This window comes from Streptomyces goshikiensis (genome assembly GCF_014650555.1).
Classification (GTDB): Bacteria; Actinomycetota; Actinomycetes; order Streptomycetales; family Streptomycetaceae; genus Streptomyces; species Streptomyces goshikiensis.
On record NZ_BMVE01000001.1, the window covers coordinates 1120179 to 1139645 of the forward strand.

A 19467-nucleotide genomic window follows, 5' to 3' on the forward strand; every position below is an offset into this window, starting at 1 on the left:
GCCCTGGGATATGTGACGCACCATTCGTCTCGGGTTCACCCCCTCTCGCAACGCGCCGTCCACCGCGATGCTCGCGGGCGCCCGTCGCCGCATGGATATGCCCGCTTTGGGGTGGGTTTCACTGGCGGTCCGCGCCAGGGGTACCGGGCCGCCGATGAGTTCAGGCCACCTCGTGGACCGGCGGAGCCATTCGTCCATCCCGCCCACACCGGCGGGTACGCCACCGCGGGGCGCCCCGGGCGGTCCGTCGGGGGCGCGCAGCCCCGCCCCGGCCTGGCCGGATCCGCCCCCTCACTCCCCGGCGGGGCAGGCCCGCGTGCCGGACGGCAGCCCGCCGTCGACGAGGAAGTGGTTCACGAAGTCCCGTACGCAGGGCGAGGTCGTGTAGCCGGTGTGCCCTTCGCCCTTGTGGTCCAGGACCACGGCGGAGCGGCCGAGGCGGCGCGCCGTCTCCTCCGTCCATTCGTACGGGGTCGCCGGGTCCCCGCGGGTGCCGACGAGCAGCATCCGCGGGAGGCCGGCCGGCCGGTCGATCCTCCGGATGAAGTCGGTGCCGGCGGGGCGGCCGTAGCAGGACAGCACGGTCATCAGCTGGCTGGGCCCGAAGATCTTCGAGGCCGCGCGGAACTCTCCGCTCAGCCCCCGGATCTCCTGCTCCACGGCGGCCGGGGCGGCCTTGTCCTCGCCCCGGTCCGGGTCGTCGGCGCAGTTCACGGCGGCGAGCGCGGCCTCGGCGTTGTCGGCGGGGATCCGCCACGGGCCGTCGCCCTCGTCGGCCGGGTCCGCGGGCTCGCCCAGCCGTGTCAGGGCGGAGGGGTCCGCGTCCCGCTCGATCCGCCGCAGCCCCTCCGCGAGCGCGGGCCAGGTGGCGGGCGCGTACAGGGCGGCCGCCACGGCCGCGACCACGTCCCGCCCGGTGACGTACCGGCCGCCGTCGACCAGCGGGCGCGCGTCGAGCCGCGCCACGAGGTCGTTGACCTTCTCCTTCGCCGTACGGGTGTTGGTCCCGTAGACGCAGCCGGGCCGGCGGGCGCACCAGCCGAGGAAGCCGTCCAGCGCCCGCTGCTGTCCGCGCGCCGACACCAGGGCCTGCTCGGTGAGCGGCTCGGTGAGGGTGTCGACCCCGTCGAGCACCATCCGGCCGGTCTTGCGGGGGAACTGGGCGGCGTACACGGCGCCGAGCCGGGTCCCGTAGGAGAAGCCGAGGTAGTTGAGCTTCGCGTCGCCGAGCACCTGGCGGATGACGTCCAGGTCGCGGGCGACGTGGACGGTGCCGATGTACGGGAGCACGGGTCCGGAGTGCAGCTCGCACCGGCGCACCAGGAGGCGCAGCGCGGCCAGCTGCGAGGCGGCGTCCTCGCCCGCGGCGGGGTCCAGCTCCAGGGAGCCCCCGCAGGAGACGGGCTCGCTGTGGGCCACGCCCCGGGGGTCGAAGGTGACGAGGTCGTACCGCTTGCCGAGGTCCGCGAAGGGCTTGGGGTCGGCGGCGAGGTTCTCGATCCCGGAGCCGCCGGGGCCGCCGTAGTTCAGGAGTACGGATCCCAGGCGCGGGCCTCCGCCGCCGGTGGCGGGTATCCGGGCGAGGGCGAGCCTGATCGAGCCCTTGGCCGGGTCGGCGTGGTCGAGGGGGACGGCGATCTCGGCGCACCTCATGCCGTCGGGCACGCGCCGCCGGGGGCAGGCGCCCCACCGCACCGGCTGGTCGTGGAACCGGTCGAGCCCGTCACCTGCGGCGGTGCCGGGCGAGGGGGCCGCGGCGAGCGCGGCGGCCACGCCGGCGGCCGCGGTCACGGCGGCGGCGGACCTGCGCAGGCTTCGGAAACGGCGGGACCGGTGCACGGCACCCTCCTCGGGCGACCCTTCGGGCGACCCCCTCGGACGACCCTATGCCGGGGCCGGCCCTACCGCTGCTTGACGTCCGCGATCTCCACCGTGAGCAGCTTCGGCTCCGGGGCCTCGCGGCCGGTCATCTCGACGGTGACCTCGGTGGGCCAGGAGGCGCCGTGGTAGACGCCGACGGTGTCGGTGGTGAAGCTGCCGGAGGCCTCGTAACCGTCCGGCCCGGTGACCCGTACGGTGACCTCGTAGAAGCCCTGCCGGGTCTGCGTGTTCGTGATCACGACGGGGATCCGCAGCTTGCGCTCCCCGTCCCGGACGGCGGCGAAGGCCTTCACGTCCCCCTGCTGGGCCACGGCGGGCCCGAATTCCTCGGTCCCGGCCGGTGTGGCGGGCGGCGGGGTCGGCGTCGGCGTCCGCCTGACCACCGGCGGGGGCGAGGCGGGCCCCGTCGTCCGGGCGCCGTCGCCCTCCGGTTCCCCCGCCGTGCACCCGGCGAGAGCGCCGCCGAACACGGCCGCGGCTGCGACGGCGGCGCCGATGCGCCCGAGCTTCCCCATGTTTCTCCCCCCGGAGTCCGATCTTGTGGATCATACGGGCCCGCGCGGGGCGCCCGGGGGCCGGACTCGGCAGGGGTCACGGCCGCCGGTACAGCTCGTCGATCTCCCGCCCGTAGTCGCGGGCGATCGCGGCCCGCCTCAGTTTCATCGAGGGCGTCAGGTGCCCCCGCCGCTCCGTGAACTGCCCGGGCAGCACCGTGAACCGCCGGATCGACTCCGCCCGCGAGACCAGCCGGTTCGCCTCGTCGACGGCCCGCTGGACATCGGCCCGCAGTTCCTCGTCCCGGACCAGCTCCCGCCCGGGGACGTCCTGCTTCTTGTGCATCTGGCGCCAGTGCGCCAGCCCCTCCGGCTCCAGCGTGATCAGCGCGGCGACGTACGGCCGGTTGTCTCCGACCACCATGCACTGCCCGACCAGCGGGTGCGCCCGCAGCCAGTCCTCCAGCGGGGCCGGGGCGACGTTCTTGCCGCCGGAGGTGATGATCAGGTCCTTCTTCCGCCCGGTGATCGTCAGGTACCCGTCGTCGTCGAGTTCGCCGATGTCACCGGTGGCCAGCCACTGGCCGCCGTCGTGCGCGGCGACGTTCCAGTACCCGGCGAAGACGTGTCGGCCGCCCAGCAGCACCTCGCCGTCGTCGGCGATGCGGACCGCGGTGCCCGGCAGCGGCCACCCCACCGTTCCCAGCCTCGGCCGCAGCGGCGGGGTGACGGTGGACGCCCCCGTGGTCTCCGTCAGTCCGTACCCCTCGAAGACCTCGATGCCCGCGCCGGTGTAGAAGGCGGCGAGCCGGCGCCCCAGCGGGGAGCCGCCGCTGAGGACGTACCGGACGTGCCCGCCGAGCGCAGCCCGGATCCGCCGGTAGACGAGCGGGTCGTACAGCGCCCGCGCCATGCGCAGGCCGAGGCCGGGCCGCTTGCCCTCGGCGCTCTCCCCGTAGCGGCGGGCGATCCGCGCGGCCCGGTCGAAGGAGGAGGCGCGGCCCATCTTCTCGGCGGTGGCGCGGGCGGTGTTGTAGACCTTCTCCAGGACGTACGGGATGGCCAGCAGGAACGTGGGCCGGAATCCCGCGAGGTCGGCCAGCAGGTCCTCGGTGCTGATGCTGGGCGCGTGCCCCAGCCGCACCCGCGCCCGCAGGCAGGCCACCGCGACCATCCGCCCGAAGACGTGCGACATCGGCAGGAAGAGCAGGGTGGACGCGGGTTCTTTGCTGACCGATCTGAACACCGGGTGCAGCAGCCCGACCGCGTTGTCGACCTCGGCGAAGAAGTTGGCGTGCGTCAGCACGCACCCCTTGGGCTGTCCGGTGGTCCCCGAGGTGTAGACGAGGGTGGCCACCGAGTCCGGGGTGCGCGCCGCCCGCCGGGCGTGCACGAGGGCGCCGGGGATCCGCTCCCCGGCCTTGACCAGCCGCTCGATCGCTCCGGTGTCGAACTCCCACAGGTGCGCGAGGCCGGGCAGGTTCGCCCGTTCGGAGCTGATGAGCCGGGCCTGTTCGGTGTCCTCGACGGCGCAGGCGACGGCTCCGGAGTCCTGGATGATCCAGCGCGCCTGGAGGGCGGAGGCGGTGGGGTAGACGGGTACGGTGACCAGCCCCGCGGCCCATCCCGCGAAGTCGAGCAGCGTCCACTCGTAGGTGGTCCGCGCCATGATCGCGAGCCGGTCGCCCTCGCGGAGCCCCTCGGCGATCAGTCCCTTGGCGACGGCGAGCACCTGCGCGGCGAACTCGACGGCGCTCACGTCGCGCCAGGTGCCGTCCCGGTCCTTGCGCGCCAGTACGGCTTCGGCCGGCGCGTCCAGGGCGTTGTCGAACGGGATGTCCCCGAGCGAGCCGTACCCGGGCGGCGCCGCCAGCGGCGGCACGATCACCTCGCGCACGACGCCGTCGACGACCGTCTTGAAGGGGGGTTCGGGCAGCCCGGACCCCACCGTCACCAGCTCGGTATCCACGGGCGTTCCCCTCGGCTCGACAGGAGGTTACCGCCGGTAATCTACGCAAGCGTAACCTCACTGACCAGCCCGCGAACAAGACCCACCCACCACCGTCACACGACCGGCACCACCGGGACCCCGGGTCAGGGGCGTTCGGCGCGGGCACCGGCCAGGGAGTTCAGCAGGGCCGCGCCCCGCTCGGCGTCGTCCACGCTGACCGCGAACTCCTTCCCCCGGGCCCGGATCACCAGGCACTCGCCGGCGCGCAGCATCACCGTCGTGCCGAGGCCGCTGAGCCGGTACCCCCAGCCGCCGACCTGCGCCGGCGTCCGGCGCTCGGCCCGCGCCCACTCGACGTCCGCCGCGTCCCAGCGCCGCACCGGCCATCCCAGGGGCCCGAACGCCACGTCCACGCCCCGCCCGCCGACCCGCACCCGTACCGAGGAGCAGACCAGCACCGCCGCCGAGGCCACCGCGAACGGCACGATCAGCAGCCACATCGACGCGGTGGGGGCGCCCGTCCCGACCAGCGGCGCGGCCACCGCGACCGCACCGGTGGCGGCGGCGACCAGCCCCAGCCAGGGGTTGGCGGTGCGCGAGAGCCACACCCGGCGCTCCCCTTCGGGAATCTCCATCCGCGCGCCCCGCCCGCGCGACGCGGAAGCGGCGGCCGGCCGGCGGCTCACCCGCCACGCCACGCACCCGGCTACGGCCGCCGCGAAGAGCGTCACCACGGCCCCGACGGAAACCGGGTCCGCGTCGCGCCAGTCCGCGTGGTGGAGGTTCGCCCGCGCGATCGAGACCTGCGCCCCGGCCAGCAGCACCCCGCCCGAGGCGAGCACCGCCGCGCGCCACCGGCGGGCCGCCCGCCAGCAGACGGCGGCGACGACGAGCACGGCCCAGACCGCGGCCGGCGCCACCGCGGCCGCCCAGGGCGGAAGCGAGCCGTCGGGCTCACCCGAGGCGCCCCAGTGCGTCGCCAGCCGGTCCCCGTAGGCCCCGCGCACCGACAGTGGCGCCGCCACGAGCAGCGCGAGGATCCCGGCCGCCCAGGCGGTCGTACCCCACGTGGCCCAGCCCCTCGGCGCCCGCGTCTCCCGTAATTCCCCGCGGCCCCCGCGCTCGCTCACTGCGCCTCCTCGATCATCCGTATGAGTTCGGCCTTGCCGTAGCCCCGGCGCGCCCCGTCGGCCACCAGTTCCCGCACCCGCTCCAGGAGCGCCGACCGGCCGTCCGCCCCGCCGGCCACGGTCACCCCGCGGCCGCGGCGGAACTCCAGCAGCCCCTCGTCGCGGAGCGCGCGCAGTCCGCGCAGGACGGTGTTGGCGTTGACGCCCAGCGCCAGCGACAACTCCCGCGCCGGCGGCAGCCGGTCGCCCGGCCCGCACTCCCCCTCGGCGATGGCCCGCCGGATGGCGCCGGCCACCTGCTCGTGCAGGGGACGGTTGTCCGCGATGTTCAGCCTCAGCAACATGGTGATAATGACGCTAGCACCATCCACGTCATTTGGCACCGGGTTACGACGTGGCAGCATGACCGCCGATGATCATCGGCCACGCCCACACCGAAAGTGACCCCATGCCCTCCCCAGCACCCCAAGTCCCCGGCGGGCAAAGACGCTTCCCGCGCCCCGCCCGGCTGTACGGCCTCCCGCTCGGCCTGCTCGCCGCCACCGCCCTCACCCTGGCCCCCTCGCCCGCCACCGGGGCACCGGCCGCCGCTGCACCGGCCGCCGAGAACCCCGTACCGGCCGTGGTGTCCACGCCCTTCGCCGCGGGCGACGACGGCTACCACTGCACCCGGATCCCCGCCCTGGTCACCACCGGCTCCGGCGCCCTGCTCGCCTTCGCCGAGGGCCGGGTGCGCGGCAGCGAGGGATGCAGCGACGTCGGCGACAACGACATCGTCATGAAGAAGTCCACCGACGGCGGCGCGACCTGGGGCCCCCTGAAGGTGCTGGTGGGCGCCGGGACCGACAAGCTGGCGCACGGCAACCCCGCACCCGTGGTCGACGCCGTCACCGGCCGGATATCCCTCCTCTACTCCAGCAGCGACTGGAACCGCGACCAGGGCAACCCCTCCCGCGCGGGCTTCGCGCGCACCGTGTGGGCCGCGCAGAGCTCGGACGACGGGACCACCTGGTCCCGGCCGGCCGAGCAGCCGCAGCTCAAACCGGCGGGCTGGAACTGGGTGTCCACCGGCCCGGGACACGGCATCCAGCTCGCCCGCGGCAGCCACCGCGGCCGCCTCGTCGTCCCCGGTGACCACACCGCCGCCTCCGACACCACGGCCGGGATCCAGCTCTACTACAGCGACGACGGCGGCCTGACCTGGGAGTTGGGCGCCCGCTCCGAGGCGCCCAAGACCGGCCCGTACCCGGCCGAGCCGACGGTCGCCGAAACCGCCGGGACCGCCGGGACCACTGACGGCGGCCTGTACGTGAGCGCCCGCAACTCCGAGAACGTGCGCTGCGCCACCGACGACCACCGGCTCGCGGCCACCAGCCCGGACGGCGGCGCCGCCTTCGCCCCCGCCGGGTTCGCCCCGGTGACGGACCTGGACACCTCACCCACGTACGGCTCGCTGCTGCGCCTGCACTCCGCCGACCTCGACGGCCGCCCGAACCGGCTGCTGTACTCCGGCCCTTCCCGGCTCGGCCCGAACCCGCTGGAGGACCGGCGCGAGCTGGCCATCCGCTCCTCCACCGACGAGGGCCGGACCTGGCAGAGCGCCGGAACGCTCATCACCCCCGGCCGCAGCGGCTACTCCGACCTCGCCCTGCTGGCGGACCGGTCCTCCATCGGCGTCGTGTACGAGACCGCGACGACCATCCCGCACGGCAGCGTGGTCTTCACCTCCTTCACCGAAGCCCGGATGGACGCCGCCAGGACCGAACTCCGGCGCCCGCGGACCCCGGACACCAGCGCCCACCACAACGACGCCGTGGTGCACGGCGGCGCGCGGCTCGGCCTCCGGGCCGACGGCAAGGCGATGGAGTTCGACGGCAAGGACGACTACCTGCGGCTGGTCGGCTGCACGGAGGCGCTGCGCGTCAGGCAGCAGGACTTCACGGTGACGGCCTGGTTCCGGCACGCGGCCACCGGCGGCGGCCTGCCGATCGTGTGGGCGTACGGCATGTCCGACGCGGGCCACCCGAACCCGAAGGTCCGCCAGTTCTGGCTCAAGGCCGAGCCGGGCCAGAAGCGGCTGCGGGCCGCGATCCAGACCGACACCTCCTACGCGGAGGTCAAGACCGACTCCGCCTACAACGACGGCGCCTGGCACCACGTCGTCTTCAAGCGGGAGGCCGACAGGCTGCTGCTGTCCGTGGACGGGGGTACGGAGTTCAGCGCGCCCGCGCCGGCGGGCGACATCACACCGCCCGGGCAGTTCAACATCCACGTCGGCGCCCGGCCGGACTTCCCGAACCAGGCCACCGGGGTGAAGGAGCTCTTCAACGGCGGCCTGGACGACGTCCGCCTCTTCGGCCGCGCCCTCACCCGGGCCGAGTCCGCCAAGGTCCGCGCCGGCGCCACCGACGTCGCCACCGACCAGGAACGACTCCGCCTGGCCTTCGAGACCACCGGCTGACTCCGCAAGGGAGACCTCACATCGCCGACCACATCGACCTGCCGGAGGACCGGGGGTGCCTCCGCTGGGTGCTGGGCCTGCCCCTCGGCCTCATCCACCTCCTGAACGCCCTGTTCGTCCTCGCCGCCGTGGCGGCCGGCCCGCAGGGGCCGTGGGACGACCGGGGGTACACCCGCATCTCGACGGCGTGCTTCCTGTCGCTCTGCCTCAGCGTGATCGGGGGCCTGATCACGCTGGTCCCGAGCGTGCGCCGGGCCATGGGCGCGTGGTGGCTCGCGCCGCCCCTGGTCCTCGGAGCCGTCGCGTACGTCCGCATGGCCACCCTGGCGTAGTCCGGACGCACCGCGGCCCCCGCCCGGACGGGGGCGGGGGCCGCGGCGGGTCCTTACGGTCAGGCGGCGACGGCCACCGCGGGGCGCTCGTCCAGCGGGGAGGAGGAGGCGGCCCCGTAGGCCTCCTTGTCCAGGATTCCCTCGCGGGCCGAGACGATGACCGGGACCACGGCCTGGCCGGCCACGTTGGTGGCGGTGCGCATCATGTCCAGGATCGGGTCGATGGCCATCAGCAGGCCGACGCCCTCCAGCGGGAGGCCCAGGGTGGAGAGGGTCAGGGTCAGCATGACCGTGGCGCCCGTCAGACCGGCCGTCGCGGCCGAGCCGATCACCGACACGAAGGCGATCAGGACGTACTCCTTGATGCCCAGCTGGACATCGAAGATCTGGGCGATGAAGATCGCGGCCAGCGCCGGGTAGATCGCGGCGCAGCCGTCCATCTTCGTGGTCGCGCCGAACGGGACGGCGAAGCTCGCGTACTCCTTCGGGACGCCGAGGCGCTCGGTGACCTTCTGGGTGACCGGCATGGTGCCGACGGAGGAGCGGGAGACGAAGGCGAGCTGGATGGCCGGCCAGGCGCCCTTGAAGAACTGGACCGGGCTGACCTTGGCGACGGTGGCGAGCAGCAGCGGGTAGACGCCGAACATGACGAGCGCCGAGCCGACGTAGACGTCGGCGGTGAAGGTGGCGTACTTGCCGATCAGGTCCCAGCCGTAGGTGGCGATCGCGGTGCCGATGAGGCCGACGGTGCCGATCGGGGCGAGGCGGATGACCCACCACAGGGCCTTCTGGAGGAGCTCCAGGACGGACTCGGCGAGGCTCAGGACCGGCTGCGCCTTCGCGCCCAGCTGGAGGGCGGCGATACCGGCGACGGCGGCCATGAAGACGATCTGGAGGACGTTCAGCTCGGTGAACGGCGTGACGACGTCCGTCGGCACGATGCCGGTGAGGAAGTCGATCCAGGAGCCGGTCTTCTTCGGCAGCTTGCCGTCCTGCGGGGTGAGGCCGGTGCCGGCGCCCGGGTTGGTCAGCAGGCCGATCGCGAGGCCGATGCCCACCGCGATCAGCGAGGTGATCATGAACCAGAGCAGCGTGCGGGAGGCGAGCCGCGCGGCGTTGTTCACCTTCCGGAGGTTGGTGATGGACACCAGGATCGCGAAGAAGACGAGCGGGGCGACGGCCAGCTTCAGCAGCTGGACGAAGGTGTCGCCGACCTGCTCCAGGGTGGTCTTCAGCCAGCTGATGTCCTGGCTCTTGGCGAGCCAGCCGAACAGCACGCCGAGCACGAGACCGGTGATGATCTGGGCCCAGAAGGGGAACTTGAACGAGGCCTTGGCGGGGGCCTGGGGGGTCGCGGACACGGACAACACACTCCGGGGGTGGCGCACGGGGAAAGGCGGGGGAAGTTCTGCGGTGGTGAAGCGGTGCGGCAGCCGGAAAGTGCCGGCCGGGACCGCTGCTGTATCGATTCAGCTCAGCTCAGCGACAACAGCAACAGGCCGCGGACACGCGGCGGCAGAGGTCGACGTGCAGGCGCGCCACGAGCAGAACGCTCGCGGTCATCGGGTGCGCAGCTGTGGTCAACATGTTGAACACGCTAACACTTACCCTTTGGGAACCTCAAAGGAGCGCTTTGAGCCAGCGGCGCACGGGGCCCGCTTGCGCAGCCGGGAAAAACACCACCGCCCCAGCGCTACCGGGGGTACGGCCAGCGCTGGGGCGGTTCGGTGTGTGAGGAAGCTAACGGGTCCCTTACGGGGTCACGCGGGCGGCGTCATCGGCCGCGTCCTCCTGCGAGCGGTTCGAGGCCAGCTTCTCCTTCGCACCCGCGACGCGTCCGGCGATCTGCTCGGACATGTCGTCACGCTGCTTGCGCAGCAGGACGAAGGAGAGGGGCGCGGACACGACGAGGGCGAGCAGCGCGACCCAGGCGATGTTGGCGTCGCCGATGCCGGCGGGCACCCAGTGCAGCTGGACCAGGCCCAGGACGACGACGAAGCAGCCGACGAAGATGCCCAGCCGCATCGCGGTGTAGCGGATCGTTGCGCTCGCTTTGAGGGACACGGTGACCCCTTCTCTCTCGGTACGTCCGGACGTGCCCGTCCAGTGAAGCACGACCGGACCCCCCGGCGGCCCGGCGGGGTCAGAGCAGCGGCAGCAGCATCGTGATGTCGTCGCGGTCGTCGCCCGGTGCCACGCGGATCGCGGCGGGGACGCGGCCGACCTCCTTGTAGCCGCAGGAGGCGTAGAAGCGCTCCAGGCCGTGGCCGCCCCGGCAGCCCAGGCGGATGGCGTCGATCCCGTCGAGCGTGCGGGCCGCGTCGGCGACGGCCGCCATCAGCTCGCGGCCGACCCCCCGGCCCTGGAGGCCGGGGTGGACCATCACCGTGTAGGCCCAGACCCAGTGCCGTTGCAGCCGGTGCGTATTGAACGCGAGGAACGCGGCGGCCCCGACCCGGCCGTCGCCGTCGCGGCCGACGACCAGGCGGGTGCGGCCCTCCGCCATGGCGGCGAGGTGCTTGACCAGCTCGGGCCGGATGTCCTCGCGGGTGACCGGCGGGACGAAGCCGATTGCCCCGCCGGCGTTGGAGGCGTCGGTCCAGAGGTCGACGAGGCCGTCGCGCAGGGCGGGGTCGACGGCGGGATCGAAGGTGAAGGTAAGGGTCACAGCCCAAAAATATCCCTTACGTGCGGCGGGGGCAACGGAGCCCCGGAACAGCGAAGCCCCGGTCCGCGCGGGACCGGGGCTTCGGCGTGTCCGGGGTGTCAGAGGCGCATCGGCTGCGGGGTCTCGCGCAGCTCCGCGTTCGGGCCGGGGTACTCGCGGATGACCTCGTAGCGCGTATTGCGCTCGACCGGGCGGAAGCCGGCCTCCCGGATGAGCTCCAGGAGGTCGTCACGGCCCAGCTTGTTCGGGGTGCCGTAGTTGTCGGCGTCGTGCGTGATCTTGTACTCGACGACCGAGCCGTCCATGTCGTCCGCGCCGTGCTGGAGGGCGAGCTGGGCGGTCTGCACGCCGTGCATCACCCAGAAGACCTTGACGTGCGGGACGTTGTCGAACAGCAGCCGCGAGACCGCGAAGGTCTTCAGCGCCTCCGCGCCGGTGGCCATCGTCGTCCGCGCCTGGAGCTTGTTGCGGACCTTGCCGTCCTTCATGTCCACGAAGTCGTGCTGGTAGCGCAGCGGGATGAAGACCTGGAAACCGCCGGTCTCGTCCTGGAGCTCGCGCAGCCGCAGCACGTGGTCGACGCGGTGCCGGGGCTCCTCGATGTGCCCGTAGAGCATGGTCGAGGGGGTCTTGAGCCCCTTCTCGTGCGCGAGCCGGTGGATGCGCGACCAGTCTTCCCAGTGGGTGCGGTGGTCGACGATGTGCTGGCGGACCTCCCAGTCGAAGATCTCGGCGCCGCCGCCGGTGAGCGACTCCAGGCCCGCCTCGATCAGCTCGTCCAGGATGTCGGAGGCCGACATCCCGGAGATCGTCTCGAAGTGGTGGATCTCGGTCGCCGTGAACGCCTTCAGCGAGACGTTCGGCAGCGCCTCCTTCAGGGCCGAGAGCGAGCGCGGGTAGTAGCGCCACGGCAGGCTCGGGTGCAGGCCGTTGACGATGTGCAGCTCGGTGAGGTTCTCGCCCTCCATGGCCTTGGCCAGGCGGACGGCTTCCTCGATGCGCATCGTGTACGCGTCCTTCTCGCCCGGCTTGCGCTGGAACGAGCAGTACGCGCAGGACGCGGTGCACACGTTCGTCATGTTGAGGTGACGGTTGACGTTGAAGTGGACGACGTCACCGTTCTTGCGCATGCGCACCTCGTGGGCGAGGCCGCCCAGCCAGGCCAGGTCATCCGACTCGTAGAGGGCGATGCCGTCCTCACGGGTCAGCCGCTCGCCGGAGCGGACCTTCTCCTCCAGCTCACGCTTGAGCCCAGCGTCCATCGGCCGGTCGCCTCCTCTTTGTCCTGTACCGCATGCCCTTGTCCGACCCCGCAACCGTACTCTCAGGCCTCTTCGGGCAGATCCCCGACCCGGTTCTCCCACTTCGTGGAGAGCACGATGGTGGTACGGGTGCGGGAGACGCCTCTGGTGCCGGAGAGCTTGCGGATGATCCGCTCCAGCCCGTCCACGTCACCGGCCCGCACCTTGAGCATGTACGAGTCGTCGCCGGCGATGAACCAGCAGTCCTCGATCTCGGCGAGGTCGCGCAGCCGGCGGGCCACGTCCTCGTGGTCGGCGGCGTCCGAGAGCGAGATGCCGATCAGGGCGGTGACGCCCATGCCGAGCGACGCCGAGTCCACGGTCGCCCGGTAGCCGGTGATCACACCGGCCGTCTCCAGGCGGTTGATGCGGTCGGTGACGCTGGGGCCGGAGAGGCCCACGAGACGGCCCAGCTCCGCGTACGAGGCACGACCGTTTTCCCGGAGTGCCTGGATGAGCTGCCTGTCCACCGTGTCCATTACGTGGAGCCTTCCATTATTCGGCGATCCTGCAAGTTTAGGTATAGAATCTAAGGCACGCAGGGTGAACACCCTGCGAATCTTTCAACAGATCAACGATGATCTGACGAGTATCAGGAGTGGTTCACCGTGTACACGATCGAGATGGCCTACGCGCACATGCGACAGCTCCAGGAGCTGGCCAACCGATCCCGCACCGACCAGCCCGCCGCCGCCCGTCGCGTCGACAAGACCCGCAAGCCCGGCCACGCCAAGAAGCGCTAGCCACCGCTCGCCTCCCCCGGGGAGCGGGCGCTTCCGAGCTCCCCCTCCCAACGGCGGTACAGCCCGTGCGGCACACCTGCCGCGTCGAGCACCCGCCCCGCGACGAAGTCCACCAGATCCTGGATGTGCGTCGCACCCGCGTAGAACGCCGGAGAGGCGGGCAGCACCACTGCGCCCGCCTCGTCCAGCGCCACCAGATGCCTGAGGGTCTGTCCGTTCAGCGGGGTCTCCCGCACCGCGACCACCAGCCGGCGCCGCTCCTTGAGCGTCACGCTCGCCGCCCGCTGGAGCAGGTCCTTCGAAAGCCCGAGCGCCACCCCCGCCACGCACGCCGTCGACGCGGGGACGATGAGCATCCCCTTCACCGGGTACGAGCCCGAGCTCGGTCCGGCGGCCAGGTCCCCGGCACCCCAGTACCGGACGTCGTCCAGACCCGGGCGCGGGAACGTCTCCGGCTTCCCGTCCGCCCCGCGGCCCAGCCACCGCTCCAGGTCCTCCCGCCAGTGCGCGTCCCGGAAGGCGATCCCGGTCTCGTCCAGCAGCGTGAGCCGCGAGGCACGGCTGACCACGAGGTCCACGCTCTCGCCCGCCGCCAGCAGCCCGCGGACCACCGCCGCCGCGTACGGCGTCCCGGACGCCCCGGATACCCCAACCACCCAGGGGGTGCGCTTGCCGTCAGTCATGCCTACGAGACTATCCGGCCACCACCGGTGGGCACTGAGTAAGGTGACCCGACGTTCACAGGGTGGGACGGACAGTGGAAGGGGGATCCCGATGGCGTACGCGAGGCCGGACACCCGGATCGACGACTGGAGCCCGGCCGACCGGGCGAAGGCGGCCGGAAAACTCATGCTGGGCTGGGTGGCCCTGCTGTGGCTGATCGAGGTCCTCGACCTCGCCACCGGCCACGCCCTCGACGCGTACGGGATCGTCGCGCGCGACCCGGACTCCCTCGGCGGGATCCTCGCGGCCCCGTTCCTCCACTTCGGCTTCGGGCACGTGGCCGCCAACAGCCTGCCGCTGCTCGTACTCGGCTTCGTCGCCGCCCTCAGCGGCATACGACGCTTCCTGGCCGTCTGCGCGGTGATCACCGTGGCCGACGGGTTCGCGGTGTGGCTGACATCCCCCTCGCACAGCATCACGGCCGGCGCCTCGGGGCTGGTCTTCGGGCTCTTCGGCTACCTGGTGGTGCGCGGGTTCGTGGAGCGCAGGGCGCTGGGCGTGGTCGTCGGGATCGTCATCGCCGCCCTGTGGGGGACCACGGCCCTGACCGGGATCCTGCCCACCGACTCCACGGTCAGCTGGCAGGGGCACCTGTTCGGCCTCCTGGCGGGCGTGGCCGCCGCGCTCGCCTTCCCCCGCCGCAGGCCGGCAGGGAGCTGACGCGGGCCTGACGCCTCGTCCGGCGGCGTACGGCGGGTATCCGGCGGCGGCCCTTGCAGGAGCCCTTGCCGGAGCCTTGGCGGCCCGTTGGCAGCCATTTGAGGGCCCCTTGAGGACCCCTTGGGGGCCGCGGAACCGTCCCGGAACTAGCGTTCGCGGCATGCCGTCACACTCCCCGCGCCCCGGCGGGTTACCGGTCCTGCCCTACCGCAAGCCCACCCGGGGGCGCGACTACTGGGTCCTGGACGACGTGCTCCCCGACCCCGACGCGGTACGCGCCCGGCACCTCGCCTCGGGCGACTGGGTCGAGGGCCATCCGTACAAGCCCGAGCCCTGGCCCGGACTGCGGACGATGCCCGGCCTGGAGCCGGCCGAACTGGCGCAGGTGGAGAAGCTGGTGCGGCGGGCGACCGGAGCCCGCCGGATCTGGGCCGAGGAACACACCGGCGGCGGCACCTTCAACCACAACTGCGTCCAGGTGGTCGGCAAGGACGAGTCCGAGCCACGCCCGCACACCGACTCCCGCGCCCTGTGCCGCTACGCCGCCGTCCTTTACCTCAGCCCGGACCTCCCCGAGGACTGCGGTACGAGCTTCCACCGGCAGCTGCTGCCGGGCGGCGTCCTCGGCGGCAACCAGGTGCTCGCCCCGCACAACAACCTGGTCGACGCCCTCGGCACCCGCTTCGTCCCGCCGGACTCCTTCACCGAGGACGTCCGCGTCCCGCCCCGCTACAACCGGCTGCTGCTCTACGCCGCCAACATGATCCACACGGCGACCGGCTACCGGGGCAGCACCCTGGAGGACAAGCGCATGACGGCCGTCTTCTTCTGGATGGCCTAGGACGGCCTAGAGGGCCAGGCCCCGGGCGGCCAGGTCGAGGACCGCGCAGACGAAGAGGGCGATGCCGATGAACCCGTTGACCGTGAAGAAGGCGCGGTTCAGGCGGGACAGGTCGTGCGGCTTGACGATGGTGTGCTCGTAGAGGAACGCCGCGACGACGATCAGCAGGCCGCACCAGAACAGCACGCCCGCGCCGGTGGCGAGGGCGTACCAGACGAGCAGGCCGGTGGTCACCGCGTGCGCGGCGCGGGCGCCCCACAGGGCCGCGGGGATGCCGAAGCGGGCCGGGACGGACTTGACGCCCTCGGCGCGGTCGGCCGCCACGTCCTGGCAGCCGAAGATCAGGTCGAAGCCGCCGATCCACACGCCGACGGCGAGGCCGAGGATGACCGCGTCCCAGGACCATTCGCCCGTGACGGCCAGCCAGGCCCCGATCGGGCCTATCGCCTGGGCCAGGCCCAGGATCGCGTGCGGGAAGTTCGTGAACCGCTTGCCGTACGGGTACACCACCATCGGCACCACGGCGAGCGGCGCCAGCATCAGGCACAGCGGGTTCAGCAGCGCCGCCGACCCGAGGAACACCACGAGCGCGACCCCAGCCCCGGTCCACGCCGTCCGCACGGACACCGCACCGGTGACGAGCTCGCGCCCGGCGGTGCGCGGGTTGCGGGCGTCGATCTCGCGGTCGATGATCCGGTTCGCCGCCATGGCGAAGGTCCGCAGGCCGACCATGCAGACGGTGACGAGCAGCAGCTCCCGCCAGTGCATGGTGCGGTCCAGCTCGAACATCGCGGTGAGCGCGGCGATATAGGCGAAGGGCAGCGCGAAGACCGAGTGCTCGATCATCACGAGCCGCAGGAACGCCTTGACCTTGCCGGTCGGCTGCGGTGCCGGGCCGGGCCCGATCACCCCATCGGCGGTGGCCGTCATCCGAGGTTCCTCCGGAACTGTTCGAGTTCGGCGCGCAGGTCGGCGACGGACTGGGGGCCGATCTCCACCTCCAGCGCCGGGGTGCCCTCCGAGGGCGGCGGGACGACGGCGGCGACGAAGGCGAAGCCCTCGCCCGCGGGGCGGCCGTCCAGGCGCAGGACGTCGTGCGCCGACACGGTCAGCACCAGCGAGAACTCGGAGCCGGGGTCGGCGGTCGCGGCCAGCAGGCCGTCCGCGAAGGCGGCCGCCTCGGCGTCGGAGAGGTCGTTCAGGGCGATCTCGCGGCCCTCCCCGTCGGTCCGGTCGGCGATCAGCTGCCACAGGTCCGACGGTCCGGCGAACTCCTCGGGGGTGACCCCGGCCCGCTCGGCGGCCTCGCGGACCTCCGGCTGGGCGGGGTCGATCGAGGGGCGCACGAGGGCGACGCAGGGGGTGTCGCTGCCGATGAAGAGGGCGGGACCGCCCACGGCGATGCTCACAGGCCGTACTCCTTCCAGCGGCGGTCCACGAGGGCCGCCGTCGCGGGGTCGGACTCCACCATGTCGGGCCAGCCGCCGTCGCGCGTGTAGCCCTCCTCCGGCAGTTTCTTCGTGGCGTCGATACCGGCCTTGCCGCCCCAGAACTGCTGGTACGAGGCGTGGTCGAGATGGTCGACCGGGCCTTCGACGACCGTGAGGTCACGGGAGTAGTCCGTATTGCCGAGGGCCCGCCAGGACACCTCGTGCAGGTCGTGGACGTCGCAGTCGGAGTCCACCACGATGATCAGCTTGGTCAGCGACATCATGTGGGCGCCCCAGATGGCGTGCATGACCTTCTGCGCGTGCTTGGGGTACTTCTTGTCGATCGAGACGATCGCGCAGTTGTGGAAGCCGCCCGACTCGGGCAGGTGGTAGTCCACGATGTCCGGAATGATGATCTTCAGCAGCGGCAGGAAGAAGCGCTCCGTCGCGCGGCCCAGCGGGCCGTCCTCGGTCGGCGGGCGGCCGACCACGATCGACTGGATCAGCGGACGCTTGCGCATCGTCACGCAGTCGATCTTCAGCGCCGGGAACGGCTCCTGCGGGGTGTAGAAGCCGGTGTGGTCGCCGAAGGGCCCCTCCGGCAGCATCTCGCCCGGCTCCAGCCAGCCCTCGATGACGACCTCGGCGTTGGCCGGGACCTGGAGCGGGACCGTCTTGCAGTCCACCATCTCGATCCGCTTGCCCGCGACGAACCCGGCGAAGAGGTACTCGTCGATGTCGCCCGGCAGCGGCGCCGTCGACGCGTACGTCACGGCCGGCGGGCAGCCGAAGGCGATCGCGACCGGCAGTCGCTCGCCCCGCTTCTGGGCCACCGCGTAGTGGTTGCGGCTGTCCTTGTGGATCTGCCAATGCATGCCGATGGTGCGCTTGTCGTGGCGCTGGAGGCGGTAGAGGCCGAGGTTGCGCACGCCCGTCTCCGGGTGCTTGGTGTGCGTCAGACCGAGGTTGAAGAAGGACCCGCCGTCCTTGGGCCAGGTGAACAGGGCCGGGAGCCGGTCCAGGTCCACGTCGTCGCCGGTGAGGACGACCTCCTGGACGGGGGCGGACTCGCCCTTCACCTTCTTCGGCGGCACGTGCACCATCGAGCCGAGCTTGCCGAAGGCCTCGCGGACGCCGATGAAGCCCTGCGGCAGTTCGGGCTTGAGCAGCCCGCCGATCTTCTCGCTGATCTCCGCGTACGACTTCAGGCCGAGGGCCTTGAGGAGGCGGCGGTCGGTCCCGAAGACGTTCATGGCCAGCGGCATCGCCGAGCCCTTGACGTTCTCGAACAGCAGCGCGGGACCGCCCGCCTTGTTCACCCTGTCGACGATCTCCCCGATTTCCAGGTACGGGTCGACTTCGGCCTTGATGCGCTTGAGGTCGCCCTCTCGCTCCAGAGCCCGGAGCAGCGAGCGGAGATCGTCGTAAGCCATAGGGGCCAGTATCCGTCACCAACTACCCTGGAGGCGTCACCGGGGCGCCCCCTGCGGGGCCCCGCCGCCACTGCCCGGGAGTCGGTCCCACACCGTGCTGCGCTATCTGCCGTTCCTGCTGATCATCGCGCTGACCATCTACGCCTTCATCGACTGCCTGAACACGCCGGAGGAGGAGGTCAAGCACCTCCCCAAGGTGATCTGGGTGATCATCATCCTGCTCTTCTCGATCGTCGGCCCGGTGGTGTGGCTGGTGGCGGGCAAGAAGCGGACGCTCGCGGGCGGCGGTTTCGGCGGCGGCGCGGGCCGGGCGCGGCGCGCGCAGTGGGTGGCGCCGGACGACAACCCGGAGTTCCTGCGGTCCCTGCGCGACGAGCAGGACGGCAAGGACAAGAACTAAGGGCGCCTCTTGCGCGCCCGGAGCGCCTAGCGCGCCCAGGGCAGTTCGCGGGTGCCCTCCGCGCCCGTGACCGTGACGACGGCGTCCGCGCGCATCGCGACGTGCGCCTCGAAGCGTCCGGGGGCGCTGATGGTGCGCGGGACGTCCGGCGGGAGGACCAGGGTCTGGCCGGTGGCGACCCTCTCGGTGCGGCCGTCGCAGGTGACCTCCAGCGTGCCGGTGGTGACGGTCCAGACCTGCTCGCGGCTGACGGAGTGCTCGGGTCCGGTGGCCTCGGCGGGCATGTCGACCGTCCAGGTGCTGAGCTCGGAGCTGCCCCGGCTGGGGGCGGCGAGCCCGGTCATGGTGGCGTTCGGGGTGGTGGTGACGCTGTCGGGGGAAACGCTGATCACGCGCATGGGGTGGCCTCGTCTTCTTCATCGTGAGTCAAGGTGCTTTACTCGCCATGAGTAAAGCACCTTTACACGCCCGTGTCACCATGTCTGCGTGACCAGCAACCAAGACGAGGGCGTCGAGCTGATGTTTCTGCTCGGCATGGGCTTCCAGCTGCTGCTCGGCGAGTTCACCCGCCGGGTCGCCGCGGCCGGGTACGAGGATCTGCGCCCCCTGCACGGCATGACGTTCCAGGTACTGGGGCGCTCCGGCGCCACCGCCACCGAGCTCGCCGAGCGGCTCGGGGTGACCAAACAGGCGGCGGGGCAGATCGTCGACGACCTGGAGCGGCGCGGCTACGTCCGCCGCGAACCGCACCCCGAGGGCGGGCGGCGCAAGCTCGTGGTCCTGACCCGGGCGGCGCACGACCACCTGGCCGTGGCGGGCCGCATCCTGCACGAGCTGGAGGCCGAACTCGCGCACACCGCCGACCTCGGCGCCCTGCGCGGTGAGCTGTCCCGCCTCGTGCGCGCACTGCACGGAGAGGGCCCACTGCCGGCGCTGCGCCCGGTGTGGTGAGCAATCGCACCGAGACCGGCGCGGCGGGTGCCGAGACCGGGACGACGGGTGCCGAGACCTGGGCGGTA

22 protein-coding genes are annotated in these 19467 nt (G+C 72.3%); 7 read left to right on the forward strand and 15 right to left on the reverse strand.

Annotated elements, in window-relative coordinates; translation table 11 throughout:
* Positions 1–291: 291 nt before the first annotated feature.
* The 5 genes from IE248_RS05210 to IE248_RS05230 form a co-directional block, all read right to left on the reverse strand.
* The gene (locus tag IE248_RS05210; RefSeq protein ID WP_190030026.1) at positions 292–1839 is read right to left on the reverse strand and encodes an alpha/beta hydrolase; all 1548 of its coding nucleotides are present in this window, start codon (positions 1837–1839) and stop codon (positions 292–294) included.
* Positions 1840–1901: 62 nt separating this feature from the next.
* Positions 1902–2396, reverse strand: a complete 495-nt coding sequence (locus tag IE248_RS05215) for a hypothetical protein (RefSeq protein ID WP_073794579.1) — start codon at positions 2394–2396, stop codon at positions 1902–1904.
* A gap of 76 nt (positions 2397–2472) precedes the next feature.
* A complete protein-coding gene (locus IE248_RS05220; protein WP_229895140.1) occupies positions 2473–4329 on the reverse strand; it encodes an AMP-dependent synthetase/ligase in 1857 nt (618 codons plus the stop codon).
* A gap of 140 nt (positions 4330–4469) precedes the next feature.
* The gene (locus IE248_RS37165) at positions 4470–5456 is read right to left on the reverse strand and encodes a DUF1648 domain-containing protein (RefSeq protein WP_229895124.1); all 987 of its coding nucleotides are present in this window, start codon (positions 5454–5456) and stop codon (positions 4470–4472) included.
* The gene (locus IE248_RS05230; RefSeq protein ID WP_073794576.1) at positions 5453–5800 is read right to left on the reverse strand and encodes a GntR family transcriptional regulator; all 348 of its coding nucleotides are present in this window, start codon (positions 5798–5800) and stop codon (positions 5453–5455) included. Before IE248_RS05230 ends, IE248_RS37165 begins: the two co-directional genes overlap by 4 nt.
* 104 nt (positions 5801–5904) lie before the next feature.
* On the opposite strand from IE248_RS05230, the gene IE248_RS05235 reads away from it, so the two are divergent.
* Together IE248_RS05235 and IE248_RS05240 are read left to right on the forward strand one after the other, a co-directional pair.
* Positions 5905–7917 carry a sialidase family protein gene (locus IE248_RS05235; RefSeq protein WP_190030027.1) on the forward strand — a complete coding sequence of 671 codons (2013 nt, stop codon included), beginning with the start codon at positions 5905–5907 and terminating at the stop codon, positions 7915–7917.
* A 68-nt stretch (positions 7918–7985) separates the two neighbouring features.
* Entirely contained in the window at positions 7986–8249 is a 264-nt protein-coding gene (locus tag IE248_RS05240; RefSeq protein WP_008738477.1) for a hypothetical protein, read from the forward strand.
* A 59-nt stretch (positions 8250–8308) separates the two neighbouring features.
* Here the strand turns inward: IE248_RS05240 and IE248_RS05245 are convergent, their stop codons facing one another.
* From IE248_RS05245 to IE248_RS05265, 5 genes are all read right to left on the reverse strand, one after another.
* Entirely contained in the window at positions 8309–9616 is a 1308-nt protein-coding gene (locus tag IE248_RS05245; protein WP_008738478.1) for a dicarboxylate/amino acid:cation symporter, read from the reverse strand.
* A 385-nt stretch (positions 9617–10001) separates the two neighbouring features.
* Positions 10002–10313, reverse strand: coding sequence for a DUF4229 domain-containing protein (locus tag IE248_RS05250; protein WP_037791398.1), 312 nt, complete (start codon positions 10311–10313; stop codon positions 10002–10004).
* A gap of 79 nt (positions 10314–10392) precedes the next feature.
* The gene (locus IE248_RS05255; protein WP_073794573.1) at positions 10393–10917 is read right to left on the reverse strand and encodes a GNAT family N-acetyltransferase; all 525 of its coding nucleotides are present in this window, start codon (positions 10915–10917) and stop codon (positions 10393–10395) included.
* A 98-nt stretch (positions 10918–11015) separates the two neighbouring features.
* Positions 11016–12179 (reverse strand): aminofutalosine synthase MqnE, encoded by a 1164-nt coding sequence (mqnE, locus tag IE248_RS05260; protein ID WP_008738481.1) that lies wholly within the window; start codon positions 12177–12179, stop codon positions 11016–11018.
* 62 nt (positions 12180–12241) lie between these two features.
* Entirely contained in the window at positions 12242–12697 is a 456-nt protein-coding gene (locus tag IE248_RS05265; RefSeq protein WP_008738483.1) for an Lrp/AsnC family transcriptional regulator, read from the reverse strand.
* A gap of 129 nt (positions 12698–12826) precedes the next feature.
* On the opposite strand from IE248_RS05265, the gene IE248_RS38115 reads away from it, so the two are divergent.
* The gene (locus IE248_RS38115; RefSeq protein WP_008738484.1) at positions 12827–12961 is read left to right on the forward strand and encodes a hypothetical protein; all 135 of its coding nucleotides are present in this window, start codon (positions 12827–12829) and stop codon (positions 12959–12961) included.
* On the opposite strand, the gene IE248_RS05270 is transcribed toward IE248_RS38115, so the two are convergent.
* Positions 12958–13644: a UbiX family flavin prenyltransferase gene (locus IE248_RS05270; RefSeq protein WP_008738486.1), complete on the reverse strand. Its 687-nt coding sequence runs from the start codon at positions 13642–13644 to the stop codon at positions 12958–12960. The two genes, IE248_RS38115 and IE248_RS05270, sit on opposite strands and share 4 nt — an antisense overlap.
* A 91-nt stretch (positions 13645–13735) precedes the next feature.
* Between IE248_RS05270 and IE248_RS05275 the strand changes: the two genes are divergently transcribed.
* The gene (locus tag IE248_RS05275) at positions 13736–14344 is read left to right on the forward strand and encodes a rhomboid family intramembrane serine protease (protein ID WP_190030028.1); all 609 of its coding nucleotides are present in this window, start codon (positions 13736–13738) and stop codon (positions 14342–14344) included.
* A 160-nt stretch (positions 14345–14504) separates the two neighbouring features.
* Positions 14505–15185, forward strand: coding sequence for a DUF6445 family protein (locus IE248_RS05280; RefSeq protein ID WP_037791400.1), 681 nt, complete (start codon positions 14505–14507; stop codon positions 15183–15185).
* A 6-nt stretch (positions 15186–15191) separates the two neighbouring features.
* Here the strand turns inward: IE248_RS05280 and mqnP are convergent, their stop codons facing one another.
* Genes mqnP through IE248_RS05295 form a run of 3 tightly spaced genes read right to left on the reverse strand, consistent with a single transcriptional unit; the run spans position 15192 to position 18048 of the window.
* Positions 15192–16115 (reverse strand): menaquinone biosynthesis prenyltransferase MqnP, encoded by a 924-nt coding sequence (gene mqnP / locus IE248_RS05285; protein WP_100581831.1) that lies wholly within the window; start codon positions 16113–16115, stop codon positions 15192–15194.
* Complete coding sequence (locus IE248_RS05290; RefSeq protein WP_008738496.1) at positions 16112–16594, reverse strand: hypothetical protein; 483 nt, start codon at positions 16592–16594, stop codon at positions 16112–16114. Before IE248_RS05290 ends, mqnP begins: the two co-directional genes overlap by 4 nt.
* Complete coding sequence (locus IE248_RS05295; RefSeq protein WP_008738498.1) at positions 16591–18048, reverse strand: menaquinone biosynthesis decarboxylase; 1458 nt, start codon at positions 18046–18048, stop codon at positions 16591–16593. The genes IE248_RS05290 and IE248_RS05295 overlap by 4 nt, the downstream gene beginning before the upstream one ends.
* Before the next feature lie 94 nt (positions 18049–18142).
* Here IE248_RS05295 and IE248_RS05300 point away from each other — a divergent pair, with 94 nt between their 5' ends.
* On the forward strand, positions 18143–18448 hold the full coding sequence (locus IE248_RS05300; RefSeq protein WP_037791402.1) for a PLD nuclease N-terminal domain-containing protein: 306 nt from the start codon (positions 18143–18145) through the stop codon (positions 18446–18448).
* Between the two features lie 26 nt (positions 18449–18474).
* Here IE248_RS05300 and IE248_RS05305 read toward each other — a convergent pair whose 3' ends face one another.
* Positions 18475–18846: a cupin domain-containing protein gene (locus IE248_RS05305; protein ID WP_073773859.1), complete on the reverse strand. Its 372-nt coding sequence runs from the start codon at positions 18844–18846 to the stop codon at positions 18475–18477.
* A gap of 121 nt (positions 18847–18967) precedes the next feature.
* Here IE248_RS05305 and IE248_RS05310 point away from each other — a divergent pair, with 121 nt between their 5' ends.
* Positions 18968–19399, forward strand: coding sequence for a MarR family winged helix-turn-helix transcriptional regulator (locus tag IE248_RS05310; protein WP_037791452.1), 432 nt, complete (start codon positions 18968–18970; stop codon positions 19397–19399).
* Positions 19400–19467: the final 68 nt, after the last annotated feature.